22 protein-coding genes and 1 pseudogene are annotated in these 22,100 nt (G+C 40.2%); 7 read left to right on the top strand and 16 right to left on the bottom strand.

The features are described 5' to 3' along the window. Window positions 1-31 precede the first annotated feature (31 nt). From LC653_RS34510 to LC653_RS34525, 4 genes are all read left to right on the top strand, one after another. A complete protein-coding gene (locus tag LC653_RS34510) occupies window positions 32-364 on the top strand; it encodes an anti-sigma factor antagonist (protein ID WP_229499345.1) in 333 nt (110 codons plus the stop codon). Window positions 365-579: 215 nt separating this feature from the next. Beyond that, window positions 580-2,697 (top strand): glycogen debranching protein GlgX, encoded by a 2,118-nt coding sequence (glgX, locus tag LC653_RS34515; protein ID WP_229499347.1) that lies wholly within the window; start codon window positions 580-582, stop codon window positions 2,695-2,697. Window positions 2,698-2,744: 47 nt separating this feature from the next. Beyond that, the gene (locus tag LC653_RS34520) at window positions 2,745-3,083 is read left to right on the top strand and encodes an anti-sigma factor antagonist (protein WP_229499349.1); all 339 of its coding nucleotides are present in this window, start codon (window positions 2,745-2,747) and stop codon (window positions 3,081-3,083) included. 771 nt (window positions 3,084-3,854) lie between these two features. After that, a complete protein-coding gene (locus tag LC653_RS34525; protein ID WP_229499351.1) occupies window positions 3,855-4,295 on the top strand; it encodes an ATP-binding protein in 441 nt (146 codons plus the stop codon). Between the two features lie 56 nt (window positions 4,296-4,351). Here the strand turns inward: LC653_RS34525 and LC653_RS34530 are convergent, their stop codons facing one another. The 15 genes from LC653_RS34530 to phnD all read right to left on the bottom strand — a co-directional run bounded on the left by LC653_RS34530 (window position 4,352) and on the right by phnD (window position 17,528). Next, entirely contained in the window at window positions 4,352-4,975 is a 624-nt protein-coding gene (locus LC653_RS34530; RefSeq protein ID WP_229499353.1) for a hypothetical protein, read from the bottom strand. 11 nt (window positions 4,976-4,986) lie between these two features. Continuing rightward, entirely contained in the window at window positions 4,987-5,736 is a 750-nt protein-coding gene (locus tag LC653_RS34535) for a GntR family transcriptional regulator (protein ID WP_229499355.1), read from the bottom strand. Between the two features lie 647 nt (window positions 5,737-6,383). Next, window positions 6,384-7,391: an iron uptake porin gene (locus tag LC653_RS34540; protein ID WP_229499356.1), complete on the bottom strand. Its 1,008-nt coding sequence runs from the start codon at window positions 7,389-7,391 to the stop codon at window positions 6,384-6,386. Beyond that, window positions 7,392-8,534 carry an alpha-D-ribose 1-methylphosphonate 5-triphosphate diphosphatase gene (locus tag LC653_RS34545; RefSeq protein WP_229499357.1) on the bottom strand — a complete coding sequence of 381 codons (1,143 nt, stop codon included), beginning with the start codon at window positions 8,532-8,534 and terminating at the stop codon, window positions 7,392-7,394. Between the two features lie 124 nt (window positions 8,535-8,658). Next, a complete protein-coding gene (gene phnL, locus LC653_RS34550; RefSeq protein WP_229499358.1) occupies window positions 8,659-9,354 on the bottom strand; it encodes a phosphonate C-P lyase system protein PhnL in 696 nt (231 codons plus the stop codon). Between the two features lie 13 nt (window positions 9,355-9,367). After that, on the bottom strand, window positions 9,368-10,198 hold the full coding sequence (locus LC653_RS34555) for an ATP-binding cassette domain-containing protein (RefSeq protein WP_229499359.1): 831 nt from the start codon (window positions 10,196-10,198) through the stop codon (window positions 9,368-9,370). 29 nt (window positions 10,199-10,227) lie between these two features. Continuing rightward, complete coding sequence (locus LC653_RS34560) at window positions 10,228-10,959, bottom strand: Type 1 glutamine amidotransferase-like domain-containing protein (protein WP_229499360.1); 732 nt, start codon at window positions 10,957-10,959, stop codon at window positions 10,228-10,230. A gap of 31 nt (window positions 10,960-10,990) precedes the next feature. Further along, on the bottom strand, window positions 10,991-11,947 hold the full coding sequence (locus LC653_RS34565) for an alpha-D-ribose 1-methylphosphonate 5-phosphate C-P-lyase PhnJ (RefSeq protein WP_229499361.1): 957 nt from the start codon (window positions 11,945-11,947) through the stop codon (window positions 10,991-10,993). Further along, window positions 11,944-13,041, bottom strand: coding sequence for a carbon-phosphorus lyase complex subunit PhnI (locus tag LC653_RS34570; protein ID WP_229499362.1), 1,098 nt, complete (start codon window positions 13,039-13,041; stop codon window positions 11,944-11,946). The genes LC653_RS34565 and LC653_RS34570 overlap by 4 nt, the downstream gene beginning before the upstream one ends. A 41-nt stretch (window positions 13,042-13,082) precedes the next feature. Then, the gene (phnH, locus tag LC653_RS34575; RefSeq protein WP_229499363.1) at window positions 13,083-13,682 is read right to left on the bottom strand and encodes a phosphonate C-P lyase system protein PhnH; all 600 of its coding nucleotides are present in this window, start codon (window positions 13,680-13,682) and stop codon (window positions 13,083-13,085) included. Next, entirely contained in the window at window positions 13,666-14,133 is a 468-nt protein-coding gene (gene phnG / locus LC653_RS34580; protein WP_229499364.1) for a phosphonate C-P lyase system protein PhnG, read from the bottom strand. The genes phnH and phnG overlap by 17 nt, the downstream gene beginning before the upstream one ends. Further along, window positions 14,130-14,924 (bottom strand): phosphonate ABC transporter, permease protein PhnE, encoded by a 795-nt coding sequence (gene phnE, locus LC653_RS34585; RefSeq protein ID WP_229499365.1) that lies wholly within the window; start codon window positions 14,922-14,924, stop codon window positions 14,130-14,132. Before phnE (LC653_RS34585) ends, phnG begins: the two co-directional genes overlap by 4 nt. Before the next feature lie 2 nt (window positions 14,925-14,926). Then, on the bottom strand, window positions 14,927-15,730 hold the full coding sequence (phnE, locus tag LC653_RS34590; RefSeq protein ID WP_229499367.1) for a phosphonate ABC transporter, permease protein PhnE: 804 nt from the start codon (window positions 15,728-15,730) through the stop codon (window positions 14,927-14,929). Then, window positions 15,690-16,481: a phosphonate ABC transporter ATP-binding protein gene (phnC, locus tag LC653_RS34595; protein WP_229499369.1), complete on the bottom strand. Its 792-nt coding sequence runs from the start codon at window positions 16,479-16,481 to the stop codon at window positions 15,690-15,692. Before phnC ends, phnE (LC653_RS34590) begins: the two co-directional genes overlap by 41 nt. 117 nt (window positions 16,482-16,598) lie before the next feature. Continuing rightward, on the bottom strand, window positions 16,599-17,528 hold the full coding sequence (gene phnD / locus LC653_RS34600) for a phosphonate ABC transporter substrate-binding protein (RefSeq protein ID WP_229499371.1): 930 nt from the start codon (window positions 17,526-17,528) through the stop codon (window positions 16,599-16,601). A gap of 1,481 nt (window positions 17,529-19,009) precedes the next feature. On the opposite strand from phnD, the gene phnF reads away from it, so the two are divergent. The 3 genes from phnF to LC653_RS34615 all read left to right on the top strand — a co-directional run bounded on the left by phnF (window position 19,010) and on the right by LC653_RS34615 (window position 21,748). Then, entirely contained in the window at window positions 19,010-19,786 is a 777-nt protein-coding gene (gene phnF / locus LC653_RS34605; RefSeq protein WP_229499373.1) for a phosphonate metabolism transcriptional regulator PhnF, read from the top strand. A 432-nt stretch (window positions 19,787-20,218) separates the two neighbouring features. After that, window positions 20,219-20,470, top strand: a complete 252-nt coding sequence (locus LC653_RS34610; RefSeq protein ID WP_229499377.1) for a transposase — start codon at window positions 20,219-20,221, stop codon at window positions 20,468-20,470. Window positions 20,471-21,418: 948 nt separating this feature from the next. Then, a complete protein-coding gene (locus LC653_RS34615) occupies window positions 21,419-21,748 on the top strand; it encodes a hypothetical protein (RefSeq protein ID WP_229499375.1) in 330 nt (109 codons plus the stop codon). Window positions 21,749-21,877: 129 nt separating this feature from the next. Here LC653_RS34615 and LC653_RS34620 read toward each other — a convergent pair. Continuing rightward, a pseudogene (locus tag LC653_RS34620) lies at window positions 21,878-22,100 on the bottom strand (ISH3 family transposase); the annotation flags it as partial.

The following is a 22,100-nucleotide window of genomic DNA, read 5'->3' on the forward strand; positions in this document are numbered from 1 at the left end:
TCTAAGTACAATACCCTCAGGACTCTTAAAGATGGAAATCAATACCCTGACAGTTGAAGAAGTAACCTTGGTAGAACTGGCAGGTGAAGTGGACAGAAATACAGCACCTATGGTTCAGGAAAAGATTTTACCCCTAGCCCAACCAGGTAGCAAGATTCTTTTGGATCTTACCAAGGTGCCCTATATGTCCAGTACTGGCTTGCGAATGTTGTTGTTGCTGTATCGCCAGACACACGCTCAAGACGGAAAACTGGTGCTGTTAGGGCTTTCGGAAGAGATTCAAGAGATTATGTCCGTGACAGGATTTCTCGACTTTTTTACAACTTGCAACACACTTGAGTCAGGATTAGAAGCACTCAAGTAGAAAACTTATACCAATTTTGGATTTGAGATTTTGGATTTTGGATTAAAAGTCTTTACCACAAGGTTGTTGTAGGACATTTAAACAATACTAAATATCCCAATTTTGGATTAAAACTAAGGACTGGATAAGAAGTTTCTTGCGCCAAACAAATGAAGTAAAAATCACTATTTCCCAATCCCTAATCTATTAAAAGCTAGTAACAAAAAGGATTTGGAATGGAACGAATCGATATTCATCCCACCCATACTTACGATAAATTCAAACTGCGCCGTGGGCGACCGTTTCCTTTTGGAGCCACTCTGATACCGGGAGGTGTGAACTTCTCGATTTTTTCCAGTTACACCAAATCCTGTACGTTAGTACTTTTCAAAAAGCGCGCTCCTGAACCAATGGTAGAAATTCCGTTTCCCGATGAATTTCGCATTGGCAATGTCTTTTGCGTGGTTGTATTCGATCTAGACTACGAAAACATCGAATATGGCTACCGGATGGATGGGCCTTTTAATCCTAAAGAAGGTCACTGGTTTGACAACAGCAAAATCCTCCTAGACCCCTACGCCAAAATCATTGGTGGTCGGGATGTTTGGGGAACTCCCCCAAACTGGAATGATATTTACCAGCATCGCGCCCGTCTGGCGTTCGACGACTTTGACTGGGAAGATGACCGACCTCTGGAAATCCCACCGGAGGATCAGATTATCTATGAGATGCACGTCCGTGGCTTTACCCGCCATATTTCCTCTGGGGTGAAGCATCCGGGAACTTTTGCTGGTATCCGCGAAAAAATTCCTTACCTCAAAGAGTTGGGGGTCAACTGTATCGAATTGATGCCTGTTTATGAGTTTGATGAATTTGAAAACAGCCGCCCCAAACCGGAAAGTGAGGAATTACTGTTAAATTACTGGGGTTACAGTACTGTGGGCTTCTTTGCCCCCAAGGCTGGTTATGCGACCACCGGCAAGTTTGGTATGCAGGTTGATGAGCTCAAAGCCCTTGTCAAAACACTGCATAAAAACGGCATCGAGGTGTTTCTGGATGTTGTCTTCAACCATACGGCGGAAGGAAATGAGCATGGCCCCACAATTTCTTTTCGGGGGATTGACAACAAAACATACTATATGCTTACGCCGGATGGATATTACTATAACTTTAGTGGCACTGGTAATACGCTCAACTGCAACAACCCAATTGTTCGCAGCATGGTGCTTGACTGCCTGCGCTACTGGGCAAGTGAATATCACATTGATGGCTTCCGCTTTGACCTGGCCTCGATCCTGGGACGTGACCCTTGGGGTGCGCCACTGGCTAACCCACCATTACTGGAATCGCTAGCATTTGACCCAATTTTAGCTAAGTGCAAACTAATTGCTGAGGCTTGGGATGCAGGGGGACTCTACCAAGTTGGCTCCTTCCCCGCCTTTGGTCGGTGGGCAGAGTGGAACGGTAAATATCGTGACGGTATTCGGAAATTCCTCAAGGGAGATGCAGGGCGAGTGGGAGACATGGCACAACGGCTGCAAGGTTCGCCAGACCTCTATGCTGGGGCGGGTCGTGGCCCCGCCACATCGATTAATTTCGTTACAACCCACGACGGGTTTACCTTAACGGATTTGGTTTCTTATAATGAGAAGCACAACAAAGTTAACGGTGAAAACAACAATGATGGGTGTAACGATAACGACAGTTGGAATTGTGGTGCAGAAGGATGGACTGAGGAGCAGGGAATTCTGACCTTACGCCAACGGCAGATGAAAAATGCGATCGCTATGCTAATGGTAAGTCAGGGTGTGCCGATGATTCTCATGGGCGATGAGATGGGGCGCTCTCAGTGCGGCAACAACAATACTTATTGCCACGACAATGAGTTGAACTGGCTGGACTGGAATCTTTTGGAATTAAATGCCAACCTATTTCGATTCTTTAAACACTGTATTGCTTTCCGCAATGCTCACCCGGTTCTAAGAAATCAGTATCATTTTCGCAATGTAGATTATGTTGGCAGCGGCTATGCAGATATTACCTGGCATGGTACTCAAGCTTGGAATGCTGACTGGTCGCCTCACAGTCGTACCCTGGCTTTTATGCTCTGTGGGAAACATGCTAAGAAAGGGACGGTTCAAGACAACTACATTTATGTAGCGATGAATATGCATCATCGAGCACATTGGTTTGAAATTCCCGGCTTACGAGATGGGATGAGATGGCATGTGTTTGCCAATACAGGTGTCACTCCACCGGAAGATATTTGGCAGCCTGGGACGGAACCGATACTAAAAAATCAATCTGGATTGATTGTAGGCGATCGCTCTGTGGTCATTCTTGTGGGCAAATGAAATTGCTCACGAATCAAAAGCTAATTACAAATTTAAAGGAGAAAATTATGGCTTTCAACGCAATTCTAGAAACAAGTAACGATGTCGCTAAAATCACTTTATCTGGAGAACTGGATGCGGCTACAGCACCAGTATTTAAGGAAAAGGTAGAGGAAGCAGCAAGGCAAAATATCAAACGTTTGGTTTTGCTAGTGCAAAACTTGGAGTATATGTCCAGTGCGGGTTTAAGGGTGCTAATTTTTGCCAAACAAAAAATCGGAAACAAGGTTGACATTTATATAGTAGGCGCTCAAGAAATGGTGAGGGATACTATTGAGAATACGGGCTTCCACTATAGTGTAGTAATGCTCAGTGAGTATAACGAACCTGAAATAGAACATGTTTAGGAAAATCAAAATCTCAAAATCTCAAAAAACTTTGATTTTTTGGCGTTGTTGAATAGAAATGTGAATTAGTTTCACCCTCCAGACGCAAAGGGCGCAGAGAGAGCAAGAACAAGGCCTTCATATAGCAATCCTAAATCATTTGTGAAAATTATATATCCCTTTCTTCTTTCTTCCCTTTGCGTCCAACTCTTACGAGACGCTGCGCGAATGCGCCCTTGGCGGTTCGTTTCCTTATCTATATTTTTCACGAATCAAATAGGACTGCTATAGTGTGGTCTAAGGGACTTCCAAATAAAAAAATATCCCAAAACTGACGCAAAAATCTTCTCTATTTCTCCCCTCTCTGTGTTCTCTGCGTCTGGAGCAGGGCGGCCGCATCATGTCAATAAGCAAAGGTTATTCTCAATAGAGTCTAAATAATGTCATTAAATCTTGCTTATTGAGAAAAATTTAGGCGCTCGCTTTGGGGCTTTAAAAATAATCAAACGCGAAATCCTGATTTTTTTTTTCGTTGGTTCTTAACCTTCGTTATGATCAAGAGTAATTTAGATGCGTTTGCCCTGGCGTCTGGAGTGGTAGCCTACGGCAAGCCGCTTCTCTACGAGACGCTCCGCGAATGCGTCTACGTTCATTTGGATAATTTATTTCTTGGAAGTCCCTAAACAAATCAAAACTGCTATTCCAAACTCTTACTCTCTGCGTCTGGAGCATGAAATAAAAAATAAGTCTATTCATTTGAAAACTACTATAAATAACGACTCATGGTTAATAATGATGGAACTATTAACTGTATCAGATTCTTTGGATTCTTTAAAAGCGATCGCCGACTATGTGATGGCGGCGGCGGCGGCGGCTGGCTTAAATAAAAAAGCCTCCTATAAATTGCGTTTGGCGGTGGACGAAATCGCCACTAATATCATCGTTTACGGCTATCAAGAAGCAGGTCACTCAGGAGTATTAGATTTGCAAGCCGAATTCAACGAACAAACCCTAACAATCTCAATGGAAGATACTGGTGTCCCTTATGACTCTAGCCAAACAGAAATCCCGAATGACCTAAATCAGCCATTGGAACAGCGACACATAGGTGGTTTGGGAGTGTATCTGGCTATTCATGGGGTTGATAAGTTCATCTATGAACGGGTTGGTAACCGGAATCGCAACATTTTTATTGTGAATAGAACTAGGATCACCGAAGCTGTTATTGGTTAGATATGAAAGTTGTATGCAAATTGAATGTTTGACAGATGAGGATCAGGTGTCTGTATTCAGATGTTGACATAATATAACGTATTGGCATGGCTTCCATTCTCGCCCATTTCATAAATGGTAATCTTTTGGATTGTACCTACAATATTTGAAGTAAATACTTTAACAGTATTTATCAAATATGCTTCGTCTTGAATTCGAGACTTATCGATACTTCTGCCCAAAGTAATATGAGGATAAAAGGCATCCCCAATATATCTATGTCCATATTTAAAATAATTTTCTTTCTCTAAAGTACTGTAGTTAGTAGTGTCTTTTTGTCTATCTTCTTCTGTCAGATACATCGAATCTTTGAGCCGCTCAAAAACAAATCTATGAGCCTCACCAAAGATGATATTTGGGCTTAAGGTCAAAAAATACCAGCCAGGTGGCTGATATTCTAATCCAGACAACTTAAACTCTAAAGAGTATTTTTGCTGTGTGCAATAATCACGCAGATCAGAAATCAAGTTAAACCAATTCAAGTTATTTTTAAATAGACCTTGAAGAAGTGTAATGTGTGGTAGATTAAATTCAGTTCCCAATAAAGGGCGAAGTGAGCAAAAAGACATTACTTCTTTCTGCAACTCCACAAGATACTGATTCATCTGGGCGCTTGGAACCATTGCAATACCAACTTTCATAGTTTCACCTATCAACAAGAGACTTCTAAGGAAAAGCGTTCGCCTCTAAAACGACTAATTGTATACTCAAACAAGTAGTCATGCTGATCGCGAACTTGGCTCTTAGTAACTAACAAAGGCACGCTGGGGGCGATTTTTAGAAGCTTTGCCTCTTCTTTAGAAGCTAGTTCAGTTTCAATCTGGATATGAGCGCGACGCGGCTGAATTCCATAATAGTTTTGTAGCAAACTATATAAGGAGGTGGCTCTATAAATCAGCACTTCTAAGTCAGGAAATCTTTCTGAAATTAGATAGGAAGTACTGATACATAAAGGTTCCATATCGGGTATAGTAGTACCTGTCATTGCTGGCGTCGCTGCCCGAAGAAATTTAATTTTGAGTATAGAAGCCCCTACATTTGTTTCCAATAAGTTAGAAAATTGAGGGCTTGCAGTAATTATTTTGCTACTCAGAATTCGGATGCAAGGAAGATAGCCCAAATTGAACAAACTTTCAGTAAAGCTAGTTTTGGAGTTGAGAGAATAATCAATCTTTTTTTTCTTGACAAAAGTGCCGCGTCCTTGCTGTCGGCAGACCAAATCCATCTCAACTAAAGCTGTAATTGCTTGACGGGCGGTAAGTCGATGAACCTTGTATTGTGTAGCTAATTGATTCTCTGAAGGTAAGCGGTCGCCAGGCCCATAAATCCCAGCCTGGATATCTGCAATTAGCTTTTGGGCAATTTGATTATAGATAGAGCAGTTTTGACATTGTTGGTTCATAAAAACTGTAATTCAGATTAATAATCTGAATAAGAAGATTTGAAAAAATATTTAGAAAATAGTAAAATTAGCTGACAACATTGAATTGCTATTGATAATATGAAGCTTAAACTGTAATGGGAGTTTTAATTGTTAGTAAAAAAATGCTTTATGGATATAGCGCAAACACTTTATTAATAATTAAATCTTTACGAAATTAATCTTAATTATCAATGTTTTAGTCAATATCAGTTTCTCGATTAATGTGTTTAGTTAAAATTTTTATTCTATGAGACTGAATAATATTTTTTGCTCTCAATTAAATTTGATAGATATATTAATTTTTTTCAGTAATTCTTCTGGCAAGTATTAGTTTTTTCAGCCCCAAAGCATCCCTGAATAAACAAATGCTTTAATGTTGAATCAATAGATAATACAGACTGAAAACCTTGCGAGTAAAAAGTTAGAGAAGTAATCAAGCAAACTATAGCAATCCTATTTCATTTTTGACAAAATTCAGTACAACTCGAAGTGGCTTCTTTCTGTTGCCTATTGCTTGTTAAGCCAAGTAAGTTCATAAGTGAAAGCGGATTGCCATAGTATATTATGTACTGAAAAACCTATTAGACTAAGCCGAATTATAACTAATTCGGCTTAGTCTCACATCGCTAAAAACTAAAGGTCGTGCGGATAGCACCTACATATGTGGTGTCATTATTACTATTGTGTTCTGGGTTGAAAATCACAAACACACCTGGGGTAATGGCAATATTTTCAGTCATTTTGAAGCGGTAGAAAGCCTCTAGATGGTATGAGGTGTCATTATCTTCACGGGCACTGATATCGTTATCTGTTACCTTAGGCGGCATACCGAATACAAAACCCAGCAGGCTGCCTTTTGAACCAAAGTCTGACAAACCCAGAGTTGCTGCCCAGTTCCAAATCTTCGCGCTATTTCCTCTTGCTACAGTTGTGGGAATACTCTCTTCGGCGATCGCAGTAGTATAACCAGCCCAACCAGATAGGGATATACTGGGGCTAAACCGGAGGTTTGCTTGTACGCCATAGTGATTAGCTGAAGTCGCAATATTACCAAAAGGCTGATTAGCAAAGGCGCTGCCAGTAGTTCCTGAGACTTGAACGCCACCTGCGGCATTATAGTAGGAATGGACGTAGGTCAAACCTAAGTTAATCACATCACTGGGTCGGAAGCTTAGTTGAGCTAAAGCTGCATAGGAACCGTCATAGAGTCCAAACTGAGCAGCTGGGTTATTGGCAACATTAGGGCGAGTCATGTAGCCCAAAGATAAAGCAAGTGCTTTGCTAAAGTTGTAAGCTAAAGTAGCTCCTGTACCTTCTGCACTTTCTCGGTAGATGGGGTTGAAGCGCCCGAATCGAGAGATAGCACCGCTACCACTTGCATCGAAACCAGGATTGAAGTTAAACATATTGTCATTGAACTCACCTCCAGTTGCCGACAGATAGATAACTGCCTGCTGGGTTAATGGAAAGCGATATTCTAGCTTTTGTAGGGTGACATTGTTGTTATCGTTAAGACTTCCATCATATCCCAATCGGGTCATGTTGGTGCCTGTTACGCCACTATTAAATGGGGTAATGTTTCGTGCTTGCAAACGAGTTTGCAGGCGGTCTTTGCCAGTAAAGCTAGTAAGCAACTAAAAACCACAGTGATAAACTATTTTTCCAGCTACCCAGGTTATTGTCACTTGAGGCAATCCATTCACAACTTCTACTGCTAATAAATCAGCCCGTTTAGCAACTGCAATTTCTCCGCGATCGCTTAACTCTAAAGCTTGAGCAGGGTTATGAGTAACTAAAGCGATCGCTTGCGGTAAATTTAACTCGGAAATCTCTAAAAGCCGGAATACAGCAGCAAGTAAAGTTCCAGGAGCATAATCAGAACATAAACAACTTGCAACTTGATGATGAACAGCCTCAATCGCTTTGATTGAGCCACTTTGACTTTGACCTCGCAGAATATTAGGTGCGCCAAAAATTGTGAACATTCCAGCAGCTTTTGCAGTTTTTGCTGTCTCTAAATTGATGGGAAATTCACTCAATTGCACTCCCATATTTGCCATAGTCTGCACTCGTTCTGGGGTATCATCATCATGACTAGCAACTGAAACATTTTGGTGCAAAGCTTTAGAAATTAAAGTCTCAATCCGTGACTTAGCACCTTCAGCATTTTGAATTTTATTATTTGCCATTGCCTCCGCTTCCGTAGCGCTTTTCTTGTAAGTTCGAGAAATATAATTCTGATAAGCTTGTAAATCCTTAAATTGTCCTTGTCCCGGTGTATGATCCATCAAAGAAACTAGATGAATATATTTTTCAGCTAGTAAATCTAGAAGTATTGGTAAGCCTGTAGGATCAGTAATTTCATAGCGACAATGGACGCGATTATCGACTAGCGCATAGGGCTGGTAAGCATGAATTGACTGCACAACTTGAGATGCAATATCGTTATTGCGAACGCCTAACTCCTCATGAGCAAAAGAAATTGCATGAAAGGGAGTCGTAATCCCTGCCATTGCATTGCGTTTATCGATTTGTGCTACAGCAAAATTCATCGGGAATAAAGCACCAGGACGCGGTTCTATTTCCTTTTCAATTGCATCACAGTGTAAATCAATCATCCCTGGTATCAGAAGTTTACCATTTAAATCAATGGGTTTAGCACCACAGGTAGCTACTGGATTAATAGCAGCGATCGCGTCATCTTCTATAAGCAGTGAAGCATCATCTAGTACCTCATCTGATAAAACAATCCGCACATTTGTTAAACAAGTCCTCATAGCATTTACTAACTCTTTAAATTTTTCAAAACATTTAACGAAATCACCAACAACATATCTACTGCAATCTTCAATTATTTGCTATTCTCTTAATCCCTCCTCTCTGCGCCTCTGCGCGACTTACCTAATTCGTAGGGACAAGATTAATTTCAAAATCAGCTAGCTCTTTAACTAGCTCTTGGTCATGGAAAATCGCTAAAATGCCAGTACCAGCTTTTTTAACAGAGCGAACCATCTCAATAACTCGTGGAATTGAAACCGGATCAAGACTAGCTGTAGGTTCATCTAATAATAGCAAACGAGGATGAAGAATCATCGCCCGCGCTAAATTTACCCGTTGTTTCTCTCCACCCGAAAAAGTAGCTGGAGAGATTTCCCATAGTCTTTCTGGAAGCTTAATTTGACTTAATAATTCTTTAGCTTGGTCTTTAGCTTCAATGCGTTCTATTCCTAAATCCAACAAGGGTTTAGCTACAACATCCACAGTAGATTGTCGAGGAAGACAGTGAAGAAATTGTGTAACAAAGCTAATTTCAGCCCGACGGAGTTCTAAAATTTCACGTTCACTAGCTTTTGCTAAATCCAGCCATTCACCATCATCTGTATGATAGTAAATTGCTCCTTCAGTAGGTAAATAAGTTCGATAAATACACTTAAGAAAACTAGATTTACCAGTACCAGAAGCACCGGTTAACGCGGTAAGTTTTCCTGCTTTCACTTCCAAGGAAACATTTTGAGCAGAAGGGATATGTTTTTGTTGTTCGTGGAGGATAAAGCTTTTACTTAACCCTTCTGTGCGTAAGATGAGATTTGAATACATATTTTTTAGCTTCCTACAAAGCAGAAGTAACTAACTGCTGAGTGTAACTATGTTGAGGGTCTTCGAGTATTTGGTCAGTTAAACCTGATTCGACAATTCGACCATATTTCATCACAATAGTCCGTGATGCTAAGAGGCGAATGACTCCTAAATCGTGAGTAACAACAATCATTGCAATTCTCAGTTTTTGCTGAAGTTCTAGAATTAAATCTAGGATTTTTGCCTGAACAGATAAATCTAATCCAGTTGTTACCTCATCAAGAAATAATAACGGTGGTTCTGTAGCTAAAGCACGAGCGATTTGGACTCGCTGTTGCATTCCTCCAGAAAAGTTTTTGGGTAATTCATCAATGCGTTCAATTAGGAATTCAGTGCGGGTAAGAAGTTTTTGAGAGCGTTGACGTATTTCTTTATAATCCAACACATCGCTCATTAATAACCGTTCAGCAATATTTCCTCCAGCCGAAACATGAAAGTTTAAGCCTAAATGAGGGTTTTGATAAACCATGCCAAACTTATGATTTTTCAACCATCTAGCTTGAGCAGAATTCAAAGCAAATAAATCAAAAGTTCTGTCTTTATCAAAAAATTTGGCACTACCTTGGGTAGGAATCTGGTCAAAATACAACATCTTTACTAAAGTGGACTTGCCACTTCCAGATTCTCCCATAATTCCCAGAATTTCGCCTTGATAAAGGTCAAAGGAAATATCCAAAGCAGCAACAATACTTCCACAATAAGGACAAATGTTTGTATTAGTTTCTGGGCCGGTTGAAGAAAGACATTTTGGGCAACCAGAACCATATATTTTTGTCAAATCACGAACTTGTAGAATCTTGTTCATAGGAAGAGTTTAGAATTAGGAATTTAGAATTAATCCTCAGACAGATCGCCTAAATAAGTGGGCTGTAAAAGAGTTTCTTTAACGGTTTCACCAATTTTTTCAACGCGATAGGCTTTGGCATTGGGGCGAGAACTGACGATTTTTTCTAGGCGATCGCCCACAAAATGCAGGCCAACTCCGTCATCAGCTGCATAACCGTCATCTAGCAAGTCTTCTGATAACAGCCGATGATAGGTTAGTCTTCTTTCTGGCTCTTGATCGTAGTGAGGACAGTGGCTACCTTTTAGGAAACCAAGACACTTTACTGGCTTGTTCAGCGAGCCTGGAGCATAGGCACTGATTCCTGCTTCAAACCAGCACATCGAACCCGCACTTAAGCCACAAAGAATAATGCCTATTTCCCAAGCTTCTCTGAGAATTTCGTCTAGTTCCCATTCTCGCCAAAGCGCAATTAAATTTTTGGGGCTGCCTCCTCCTACATAGATAATATTTTGCTCTAGCACGAAAGCTTTAAGGTCGGTAGTTGGTGGGTTAAACAACGACAAATGAGAGGGAGTGCAAGATAATTTCCCAAAGGCTGAATAGAACTCAACGATGTAGCGATCAAAGTCACCACTAGCTGTGGGGACGAAGCAAACTCGCGGCTTTTGTTTGTTCACCAGCCCCAAAATGTATTTGTCTAACAGAGAATTTTTGGGTTCCATTGAAAAACCGCCTCCACCCATTGCAAATATTTGTTTGAGGGGAAGATTGTTGCTCATATTGAAAATTTGTAACTGAAGTTGATATTCTTTATTTTTTATTCTTTCTACTCAATGTTACATCGCAGTAGTCGCTATCAGAACATTGATAAACTTTTTCTCCTGTGTTATTGATAACTTCATCCAGAAAACTAGTAGTAGAACCACACCTTGAACAAGCACGACGCTGACCTTTTTCATCACTAAAATCTTCCACTCGAAAGGGAATATCGCTGAAGGAGAGAGGTTGAGCATTGGTATAAGGCGGTACTGCATAAATTTTCTTTTCTCTACCAGCGCCAAATAGATACAAACATTCAGATTGGTGCAGTTTTGGCACATCAAAACGAGGAATTGGCGAAGGGTCAATTACATAAAACCCGTTAATGCGCGTAGGATAGCGGTGAGAAATAGTAATTTCAGAAAATTTCACCATGTCCTCATAAAGCTTTACCCAAAGACGGGCATAATCTCCCTCACTATGCATAATTTTACGCTTTTCTTCACTTGCTTCTACAACTACTAAAGGGTCAGGATAGGGAACTTGCAGAACTAAAATTTGCCCAAGCTTTAAAGGAATTTCTGGAATGCGATGGCGGGTTTGAATTAGGGTTGCTTCTTGGGTGTGTTTAGTTAGTTTTATCCCTGGACAAGTTGTAGCAGTAAATTTACGCATATTGATGGCATTAACAGAATCATCACTTCCTTGATCTATGACTTTGAAAGTGTCATCAGTACCAATTAGGGAGAGACTAATTTGTAATCCGCCTGTGCCGAATCCCCTGGCAATTGGCATCTCGCGGGAGGCGTAGGGGACTTGATAGCCAGGAATAGCAACAGCTTTGAGGAGACTACGACGAATTTCTTTTTTGGCATCTTCATCTAGAAAGCCAAACTGATAGCCATAAGCATTCTTTTGAAGTGGATAAGTACCATTTTTGGCATCTACAAACACCGAATTTTCTATTTCTACATTTTGGTTGGTTAAAAATTGTGTTTGTGGGTTCATTTCTCATCTTTGTAATTATTTTGAGTAGTACGGAGCCTATCTAGGTCAGATTGAAATGTGACGTAGTGCGGCATTTTGTAGTGAGAGGCAAAACCCATTGACTCAATGCCGTCGATATGTAAAAGGACAAATTCGGGGTCTTCAGAGGGGTTACTAGGTCCTTGTTTTGTACCTTTTTGGAGGGCGCGATCTAAAATAGCCATAGCGATCGCTTTTACTTCGTTATGCCCAAAACAAGCTCCATATCCTAACCCAAAGGTAGGTTTACCTTTATTTTCATCCAGTTCATACATCGCGATAACTTCACACTCCGTCATCAGTACCTCTCCAATTTCAATTAATTCACCTGTCACGGGATGTGGTAATTGAATTGGTAAGTAACCGACTCGCAACTCGGCGACAGTGGGGTGAATATCCCCATAGCCGCGCATATTAGAATAAGCGATGGCTAAAATAGAACCTGTCTCAGCCCGTGCCATTGTTGCTAATGCGGCAGAACGTGAAACTGGGAAAATTAGAGGTTCCCGTGTAATATCAAACGGGGGTTGATAATGTTCAATAAATGGTGGTAACAACCCTTCCTGACGTAAGCTATCTAAAACTTTAGGAAAGGTAGTCGGTAATATTTCGTATGGTGTTTCTTTCAGCCAACTTTTGGCTATTTTACGAAAAGTATCGGGCGATTCATCTAGCAGTTCAAAGCGAAAGAGACGCTGTAAATAATCCGATGTTGGACCCAACATCTGCCCACCCGGAATATCCTTAAATGCGGCAGAAATGCGACGGATAAGACGTATAGCTTTGCCATTATGCAGAGGAGTTTCACCCAATCGAGGACGAGTTGAACGATAAGCCCTCAAATAGAAAGCGGCTTCTAAAGTATCACCAGCACTTTGCTTAATTGCTAGTGAGGCTAACTCTGGATGATACAAGCCTCCTTCTGACAAAACTCGACTATGTAAAAAGTGCAATTGATGACGAATTGTTTCTAAAGATAGGGGAGACTCGGTGCTATTTTGTGTTCGCAAGTAGTCTAGTAATTTAATTGCTTCTTCGATAGCCGTTTCGCCGCCTTTAATCGCAATATAACCCATAGTCGATTTAAAATTTTTAAGAAGAATGCAGAAGTCAGAATTCAGAATAAGTTAATGGAGGTTTGAGTATTAGCGAAATCATTCAGTTTGATTTGAGTAGTTCTCGGTAATGCCATAATGCAAGTTGAATCTACCAGAATCATGTCTACTCCCAAGGGAAAATTTTCTACCCAATTTTGACGAAGCACGAACCATAATGGATGAAATCCAGCGAGATGAATAAGGCGCGTTTTTTTGATGCCAGCCCCCGATAATTGAAATGATATATTTCCGAGATTAACTGCTGTTCCTTGAAGTATTAAAGTAGCTCCTTTTTCTGGGTTAGACAATTCTCCTAAGTTAGGAGAGAAATTCATGTTAGGCGGATTAGTAGCATCTTTAACTACAAATTTTGCAGTTTTTTCACAGGTTATAGGTGCTTGCAGAAGATAGCGATCACTTTTATTCACCAACCCATCTTTATCGCTCCAACTTACAGTTTTATCGACTAGCGTTGCTAACACTCCTACCAAAGTTGAAGACTTTCCTAAATACTGGCTTAAATCAGCAATTTCTCCCGGCAAACTCATACAATGCAACAAATTCCTAAAAATCTTTTGTTGACTTTCTCCTTGCCAGATAGCCTCAATCTTCAGCATCATCTTCCTCCTGGTTGACTAAAGAAAAATTCACTTTAGTTTTTGCCAACATTGCACCTTGTTGTACTTCTTCCCAAGCACTTTTTTCTATGCCTTGTTGAATTAAATCTGCAACTTCTTGCCAACCAGGTAATTGATGAGCCATCACCGCATCACATACAGCTAAAGCTACAGCTAACTCAATAGAATCACTCATTACCTGAGCAGCACCTTCAAAGCTTTCATTGCTTGAATTGGTGAGTTCTATCCATGCACTTGCTATAGGAATTTCTCCTAAGTAATATGGTTCGTGAAACACCCCATCTTCCATTTGCAGCAGACTCAAGCCAGCCTGGGGTAAAGATTTGTAGTTGACTTCCCAACTAGAAATTAAATCTTCTGCTAAAAATTGCAGCTTTTCAGGTGAATAAGCAGTTAAAGCTTTAATCCAAAGGCTTCGAGAAGGAATTGTCATGAAAGTTTATTTCTTAACAAAGCGGAAAGGTAATCAATGGCAACGATTGTAATAATAATGATCAGAATTAAAGCAGCAGCTTGGTCATATTGAAAAAAGCGCAAATTGGCATTTAACTCTAAACCAATTCCTCCCGCTCCTACCAATCCTAATACCGTTGCCACTCTGACATTTCGGTCAAAAATGTAGAGCGTGTAACCAACTACCTCTTGAAGAATTGAAGGCCAAGCTGCAAACATAACGACCTGAAGAAAGTTAGCACCAGTAGCGTTAATTGCTTCATAGATTCCTGGATTAACTCGCTCCATACTCTCAGAAAAAAATTTTGTTAAGAATCCTGATGTATGTAACCCTAAAGCTAAAACTCCAGGTAAAGGCCCAAGCCCTAAAGCAGCTACAAATATTAGGGCTAATACTAAATCGGGTAACGCCAATAAGAAAGTCAGTAACTCTCGCACGGTGCGATAAATCATGGGATGAGGAGAAATATTTTTGGCAGCAAGTGGGGTAAAAATGACACTAATCACAAAAGCTAACACTGTTCCCCAAAGCGCGATCGCTAAAGTTTGTCCCATCAATCCTAGATACTTGCCTAACTCCGTGAAATTAGGCGATCGATACCGTCCCAGATATTCAAAAATATCGCTAAAACCCCAGAGTAAAGTTGTAAATGAAATCTCCAAATGGGCAATTACTAATCCGACAAAAATTAACAAGAATCCCAACCAAAGGAAAATTAAATTTGCAGGTTTTTTCGGCAGTGGGGGGAGTTGAGAAGTTTTAAATACCATCTTTAAATCACCCGCGATCGTAATTGGTTAGATAGTCTATCTAGGACGGTTACAGCCAGATAAACTGACACTATAATCATCATTAATTGACTGTAGTTAAACAGGCGAATAGATGACACTAACTCATATCCAATTCCTCCAGCACCTACCAAACCAACAATTGTTGCTGAACGCACATTATGGTCAAGAATGTAGAGAAGTGTGCCAATTAAATCAGGGAAAGCTTGAGGAAGCATTGCGAAGGTTATTAACTGTAACCAACTCGCACCTGTTGATATTACCCCTTCAATAGATTTGGGATCTACTACTTCAATACTTTCAGCAAAAAACTTCGCCATAAAGCCAGTGGTGACAAAAGTAAGTGCCATTATTCCAGGTAATGAACCCAATCCTACGGCTGAGACAAATACCAATGCCCATACCACTTCTGGTAAAGCACGCATTAGAGAAAGTAAGTTGCGGCTGATGTGGTAAACGACTGGATTTGGACTACTATTGCGAGCTGCAAGTATTCCTAAAGGTAGGCTTAAAAGCAGAGAAAAAGTTGTACTTAAAAAGGCAATTTCTAAAGTTTCCAACATTTTTGTTCCGAGAGTTGGAAAATAATCCCAATCAGGAACAGCAAATAACTGTCGGATAAATTCAAAGAGTTTTCCTGTAGATTGAAAAATCCTCACTAAATCCACTTCCACAATAGTAGCGGTACTGCCAAGAGCTAGCAGAATAACTAACACCAAAGCAACCAGAGAAAGAGGAGGTAGACCATCAAGACTTGGCCAACGCCATTTCCATGTTAAAGTTTTCATCTAAACTTCCATCCGCACGTCGATAAATGGTTTCGAGAATTTCTTGTTGATGAAATAATTCTGCAGCTGTACCGTCAAAGACGACTCGACCCTGATTGATGCCAATAATCCTCTCAGCAAACTGTATAGCCAAGCCAACTTGGTGTAAGCTAGCGACAACAGTAACCCCATCTTTTTGACAAATTTCTTGTAGCAATTTCATAATTTCTTCGCAGGTTACTGGGTCGAGACTAGCTACAGGCTCATCTGCTAAAATTAGTGCTGGTTGTTGAGCTAAAACACGAGCGATCGCTACTCGTTGCTGCTGACCTCCAGATAATCTACTAGCACGATTCCAGGCTTTTTCTGTCAAATCTACCCGCGCTAATGCCCAATGAGCTATTTCATAGTCTTTTTTCGGGAACAGGTAAACTAGGCTTTCCCACCAAGAACGGTGATAAAGTCTTCCAGTGAGGACGTTAGTCATGACATTCAAGCGACCCACCAGATTAAATTGTTGAAAGACCATGCCAACTTGAGCGCGAAGGCGACGTAGATTTTCTTTTGTAAGTTGAGAATTGGCAATGATAATTTCACCACTACTAGGGGTTTCTAAACCATTCAAGAGACGCAGAAGTGTAGATTTACCTGCACCTGAAGGTCCTAAAATGACTGTGAATTCACCTGAATTGATTGTCAGTGTTGTAGGATGTAGAGCCTGAAACCCATTTTCGTAGCGTTTACTAACTTGTTTAATTTGTATCAAAGACATAAGGAATTCAAAGTTCAAAATGTTCGCGTACCGTCTCGTAGAGAAGAAACTTAATCCTTGAGCATGGTTTAATTAAGCAAGTGAAACTCAATAATTTTGTCCACTTGCTTAAAGAGATTACTTAAGTAGTTGTTCGCGTGCTAGTCCCAGATCCTTGACCATATCCCGGATTGGTTGATAGTCACTAGGAGTAGCAGAATCGTAACGCAGAAGATCACCGTAGCCAGTTACCTTAATTTCTTTGTGGGCATTTAAAATAGCTTCCCGAATTTTCTTTTTGGTGGCTGTATCCAAGTCATCACGGTATGTTAAAGGAGAACCAGGTAAGGGGTTAGAAGAAAGCAGAATACGATTGCTTTGTTTGGTAATTAACCCTTGAGAAAGCATCTTTTCGTAGGTGATGTCGTTGTCAGCTGCTGCATCTACTGTTTTGTTTTTAACTGCTAGTTCAGCAGCATCATGAGAACCAGCATAAGTAAGTTTACCGAAAAACTGTTGAGGCATCTTACCCGTGCTTTTCTTAACTATATAGCTGGGTACTAATGCTCCAGAAGTAGACGCTGGATCGACAAAAGCAACATTTTTACCTTTTAAATCTTTCAGAGATTTAACGGGGGAATTACCAGGCACAACAAATATACTCTTGTATGTAGATTGACCATTTTTACGAACACCTACCGCAAAAGCTTCTGCTCCTGATTCTCGCTGGGCTAGCACATAAGACAGTGGCCCAAACCAAGCGACATCTACCCGGTCTTTTCTCATAGCTTCAATCACACCTGCATAGTCAGTAGCAGTGAAGACTTTGACAGAGCGACCAAGTTTTTTCTCCAAATAGACTCGCATTGGCTCAAATTTTTGCACCATTTCTTGGTTATTTTCAGCAGGAATTAATCCCAAGACAATGGGACGGTTTTGAGCCGAAGCCACTGGGAAGTTGAATTGACCTTGCAGCAAGGAGCTTATTCCTTGACGGCTAACCTGACTCCCAACTGCTAAAGAGGATAGCAAGACTGCAATGGTAGTTATATATTTTCTGCGAAACATGATTAAAATCTCCAAATTAAGTGAAATAGTTTAAGTTAACTAAGGCATTGATTTTTTGGCTAAACCCATCAAATCTGGCGGTTATTTACTATCGGATTAAGCTTGTTAAGTCAGAGGTCACACTATAGAGCAGGAACCGTTGAGAACCATGCGAAAATTGTTACCTCGATTTGTCTTATGTTTAATCTACAGTTCGTTTCTTAAATTCAAAGGGGCAGTTATATTAAAAGTTACTTATGAGCTGAACTATACAAGCTACTCTACTTGTATAGAGCATTCGTGACAGGTGCACATTTGCTCATTCCTGACACCTTAAGGCAAAATTAGTTTTGTCAACAGTAATTAAGCTGTCAATAAGGTAGTCCATTAAGTATTAAATTTAACTTTATACAGGGATATAAAGACAAGGATGGACGATACTTTGAAATATGACGCTGCACCTACGCCAGCCTCGGCATCGCTGGCTTAAAAATTGTGTTTCCCAGCCCGATTTTTGACTAAATTTTAAGTATTATTGCTTATTTACAAATGGTTAATGACCTTAACCTGTGGCCGAACAATAGGACTCCTCCAAAGATTTATGAAAACATACTGAGACTGAAAAGCCCGTTTTGTCTGAAATTTTGTTCAGAAATCAGATAGGAGTCCTATAGGAAGGTTGTCACTAAGGATCGTGGATTTAATAAAGTGCAACTTTCATAGAAGAGGCAGGATGAGCCGCGGCTTTCGTCGTAGACGCTTCCTCGGCTTGCTTCGACGTAGGAGTAGGCGTTTACAAGCCAAGCCACCGCTTATCCTACCTCCCCTAGAAAAGAGAAATTTTGCATTCTGAAATTCTAAAATTTTGCATTCTGTTTAATCTACATTCCTAAAGACAGGAAAGTCACACGTTTTTAGTGATAGTCTCCTAGCTTCAGCACAATAAATGAGCTTTTTTAAAAAAAGATTAACCAAAATTTAATTGATTTTTATAATCTTGTTAATAATTTTTTATTATTTTCAGCATAAATCTAATAAATAGTAACATTTAAATCTTAGAGCTTTATGTACCTTTATGCAAAAGAGTATTCAAAAGTTTTAAGAGGTTGTTTGAAAAGTAGTTTGCTGTGATTTTAGGCACTTATTGATCCCCCATAGCCAGCAGGTAACCGGAATCAAAGTCCCCATTTTGAAGGGGAATTTAGGGGGATATAGAACGTTTTGCTACTGATAAGAGAACTTTTCAAACATCCTCTAAAGGTATTTTTTTGTAAGCATTTTAGATGAAATAGCAGTATAAGTCTTACAATGCAAAGTTTTCAGTCTGATTCTAATTCCTTTATGCTAATAAAGGAATCCGTAGAAACAGTTTTAGTCAATAAACACAACAGTTACGCTCCAGATCCTCTCAACCGCTAGAAGAATATCTGAGAAAAAGAGTAGAGCAGAAAACGTACAGGTAACTAATAAAAGTTTGATTATTGAATTAGGATGGATTCTTCATGAAGTCTACAAAGCAACAGCAAAAAGGTGAATCGCTTTACCATCAGATAGCTGAAAAGCTAATTGCAGATATCCAAGCTGGAGATTATCTTCCGGGCGATCGCCTACCTTCGGAAAACGAATTGGCCGCGCACTACGGTGTTCATCGCTTTACCGCTCGCATGGCAATTAAATATGTAGTTGACCAAGATTTAGTATACAGAATACAAGGGCGCGGTGCTTTTGTAAAAGAACAAAAAATTGATTATTCTCTCAATTTTAAAACTAACTTTACTCAAAGTTTGCTCAACTTAGGTTATCTTCCCTGTATCCGAATACTTAGTAGCAAATTAATTCCTGCTAGCGAACAACTTGCCAATTTACTTGAAACTAATATCGGAAATTCTCTATTCCAAGTAAAATTTCTCCGCGTGGCATCGCTGGCAATGACGGATACTACTGTACCCGAATGGAATCCTTTATGTATCAGTGTTTCTTATTTACTCTCGGAAAAATTTCCCGACTTACCTATACTGATTTATAGGTCTCAATCTCTCTACAGTTTGCTGCGGAATCACTATGGGATTGAGCCACGTCGTACTCGTACTCAGATTGAAACCCAGGCGGCTTACAAAGAAGAAGCGAAACTTTTAAAAATTCCCCCTGGTGCACCAATGCTAACAACTAAAAGCCAAGTTCGTGACCAGCATGACCACTTATTTGAGTACACAGTCACTCATTTTCGGGGCGATCGATTTACTTTTGAAGTTTCTTGTTCACCGCAGCTAACAACTTGAGTAGAGGTTTGAGATTCAAGAGTAACTCGATGACCCAGTTGCTCTAGTCGCTTGACCAGTCTTCTAGTCATACAGTTGGGGATGTGGCGATCGCCAAATTTGGCTGTGATTGCTTTAGTTGTCGTGCTTTAGTACTTCAGATGTTGCAAAGTGGTAAGTTAACTCTTTGACCCGGATTTCTCACCGAAGAGGCAGGGGGGAAGGGAGCAGTTCTTGCTGGGGGAGCAAGCCTATCCCTTGAGCGTGAAGCGGAGCGAAACACGGGTACGTTCGCGGAGCGTCTCCTAGAGTTGCCCCGTCATAAAGGACGCTTGAACTGGGGCGGAGTACAAGCTCCGTCTCAGTCTTTCCCCTAAGCAAAGCGCCCCCTGCTCCCTTGCCTCTTTTGACAAACTCTGAAAAAAAGGAGACAAAAACTGCTACAATGCCTACATGGTAAGCTTTTTAGTGATTTTTAGGATGACTCCACCAGCAACGCGATCGCTCCCAAAACACTTCAAATTTGAACGGACAAAGTCACCCCCAGTCGTAGTTAATTTCAAGGGGGGACAGGTAACATCCGATGCTGGTTTAAGCTTAAGAGTGTTCCAAGAAATAAATGATCCAGAAATCAGGCATCTCAATCAATTTAGAGTAGGCTTTTTCTCTTTTTTGGCGACCGGATTGATTTTTCGTTTTAGATAAACTATCAATTGAGCCTGCAAAGAAAGTACTAATCAAAAACATACTTAAAAACGATTAACTATTAAAATTTTCTCAAAAATAATTTACAAAAATTCATCTTTCATTGAGATTCATCATTTTTATTCCAAGAAGCTTGAAGAAGAGAAAATCGCGCTCGTCAATTTATTATTTTATAAGAGCGATCGCCTACAATGCACTCTCCAGCAATGGCGTTCCGCCTACCGTCGGCGATCACATCCTTGATTCACTTAGTCACATATTTAGTTCAAAAGTACTATAAATATCCTGCTGAAGTTTTGGGTGGGTGCGCTTATATTTGATGTACATCAATTGCAGTAAAGGTTTGGAGTTTCGCACTCCTGACTAGTCTAAACTCCAGTTAGTCATGGGATACGAAGATTTGAACGACCATGAAGAGTTACGTCATAATCCAATGTCAGTAGATCGAAAAGTTTTCCAGAACCCTTACCAGCTGTTCATTTAAGTTTAGGAACACAATTTGTCGCAATCCTGTTAGAGTCTGCTTTTCAAGGAACGGGTGTTGTTGGTGGGTTAAGAGTGCAGTGCAAGCGATCGCGATCATCAGCCCCAAAATGTCGGCTGAAACCCTGATTATTTCGTCAACTTACAAAAGTTTTCGATCTACTGACCATCAGTAGACCGAAAAGTTCTGCGATCGCTCTATGATTGATACCTGTAAATCTGATTATTGCCTAAAAAACTGTATTTTTTAATACGCTTTGTCAAAAACTTGTTTAGAGCTATTACATAAGTAAAATTAATCAATTAGCCAAAAAGGTAAGGGTTGCTTTCGCACCAGAACATAGTTCTAGTGATGTGTCCTGGAATTTTTGTAAAGTATTGGGGTGAAGAAGCAAATTTTTGATTTAGAGGATTATTTAGTAACAATTACACGAACATACCCTAACGCTAGCGCAGTGCGAACGCATGGCAATAGAAGCAACTGAGGGCGAACAAAAACTTAGCTATATGGAGAGCCGCCGCGAACACTTATGGCATTTGCTACAAATAGGAATGGGTTCGACGGATGTACCGACTAGTGCCCTTACCCATGAAACTCCGTTCGTCGGTAGTGAAATCACTTCATCGAAAACAGAGTCACCACTTAAAACAAAGCGGACTCGGAAAAAGCCAAACGTACCTGCACCGCAAGAATTTACGACCATAACAGCAAACGAGATCCCCATAGAGCCAGCCCCTAAAAAGAAGCAGACTCGCAAGAAAACTACATCTACTCCTGATCTTGAAATTCAGTAGACCGAAAAGTTTTGCGATCGCTAAAAAATAGTAGCGTATAATACCGTTTTTGAAGAAATGTGTAAAAGCTGAATGCCTTGAATAAAAGATAAGTTTAGCTTATTTATAAACTCCAAAAATCAACCAAAATCAGCCGGACGGTAAACAAACTTCGCAGGCTACCCCATAGTTGCGGTCTACTGCTTGGCGTAAAAATTCAAGCATTTGTTTGAGTGTAAATAAATCAGAAAAAACTTGTCTAGTACTTCTTTTTAAACGGCTGACATAATGCCATACTAGATAAATCCAAACGTTAATAATTAAAAAAGCTAAAGCTACAAATAAAAACCGAATGGTCGGATTTTTAATAGTA

The sequence above is a fragment of the Nostoc mirabile CHAB5784 genome (genome assembly GCF_020829645.1).
GTDB classification, from domain to species: Bacteria; Cyanobacteriota; Cyanobacteriia; order Cyanobacteriales; family Nostocaceae; genus Nostoc; species Nostoc mirabile.

What these genes read in the sequence shown, in the direction of transcription:
- LC653_RS34530 (WP_229499353.1), bottom strand. Translation starts at nt 4,975, where the DNA reads ATGAAAGTTGGTATTGCAATGGTTCCAAGCGCCCAGATGAATCAGTAT.
- glgX (WP_229499347.1), top strand. Translation starts at nt 580, where the DNA reads ATGGAACGAATCGATATTCATCCCACCCATACTTACGATAAATTCAAA.
- LC653_RS34570 (WP_229499362.1), bottom strand. Translation starts at nt 13,041, where the DNA reads ATGGGTTATATTGCGATTAAAGGCGGCGAAACGGCTATCGAAGAAGCA.
- phnH (WP_229499363.1), bottom strand. Translation starts at nt 13,682, where the DNA reads ATGATGCTGAAGATTGAGGCTATCTGGCAAGGAGAAAGTCAACAAAAG.
- phnC (WP_229499369.1), bottom strand. Translation starts at nt 16,481, where the DNA reads ATGTCTTTGATACAAATTAAACAAGTTAGTAAACGCTACGAAAATGGG.
- phnG (WP_229499364.1), bottom strand. Translation starts at nt 14,133, where the DNA reads ATGACAATTCCTTCTCGAAGCCTTTGGATTAAAGCTTTAACTGCTTAT.
- phnL (WP_229499358.1), bottom strand. Translation starts at nt 9,354, where the DNA reads ATGTATTCAAATCTCATCTTACGCACAGAAGGGTTAAGTAAAAGCTTT.
- LC653_RS34610 (WP_229499377.1), top strand. Translation starts at nt 20,219, where the DNA reads ATGGTAAGCTTTTTAGTGATTTTTAGGATGACTCCACCAGCAACGCGA.
- LC653_RS34520 (WP_229499349.1), top strand. Translation starts at nt 2,745, where the DNA reads ATGGCTTTCAACGCAATTCTAGAAACAAGTAACGATGTCGCTAAAATC.
- phnF (WP_229499373.1), top strand. Translation starts at nt 19,010, where the DNA reads ATGAAGTCTACAAAGCAACAGCAAAAAGGTGAATCGCTTTACCATCAG.
- phnE (WP_229499367.1), bottom strand. Translation starts at nt 15,730, where the DNA reads ATGAAAACTTTAACATGGAAATGGCGTTGGCCAAGTCTTGATGGTCTA.
- phnD (WP_229499371.1), bottom strand. Translation starts at nt 17,528, where the DNA reads ATGTTTCGCAGAAAATATATAACTACCATTGCAGTCTTGCTATCCTCT.
- LC653_RS34615 (WP_229499375.1), top strand. Translation starts at nt 21,419, where the DNA reads ATGGCAATAGAAGCAACTGAGGGCGAACAAAAACTTAGCTATATGGAG.
- LC653_RS34525 (WP_229499351.1), top strand. Translation starts at nt 3,855, where the DNA reads ATGATGGAACTATTAACTGTATCAGATTCTTTGGATTCTTTAAAAGCG.
- LC653_RS34560 (WP_229499360.1), bottom strand. Translation starts at nt 10,959, where the DNA reads ATGAGCAACAATCTTCCCCTCAAACAAATATTTGCAATGGGTGGAGGC.
- phnE (WP_229499365.1), bottom strand. Translation starts at nt 14,924, where the DNA reads ATGGTATTTAAAACTTCTCAACTCCCCCCACTGCCGAAAAAACCTGCA.
- LC653_RS34510 (WP_229499345.1), top strand. Translation starts at nt 32, where the DNA reads ATGGAAATCAATACCCTGACAGTTGAAGAAGTAACCTTGGTAGAACTG.
- LC653_RS34545 (WP_229499357.1), bottom strand. Translation starts at nt 8,534, where the DNA reads ATGAGGACTTGTTTAACAAATGTGCGGATTGTTTTATCAGATGAGGTA.
- LC653_RS34555 (WP_229499359.1), bottom strand. Translation starts at nt 10,198, where the DNA reads ATGAACAAGATTCTACAAGTTCGTGATTTGACAAAAATATATGGTTCT.
- LC653_RS34565 (WP_229499361.1), bottom strand. Translation starts at nt 11,947, where the DNA reads ATGAACCCACAAACACAATTTTTAACCAACCAAAATGTAGAAATAGAA.
- LC653_RS34535 (WP_229499355.1), bottom strand. Translation starts at nt 5,736, where the DNA reads ATGAACCAACAATGTCAAAACTGCTCTATCTATAATCAAATTGCCCAA.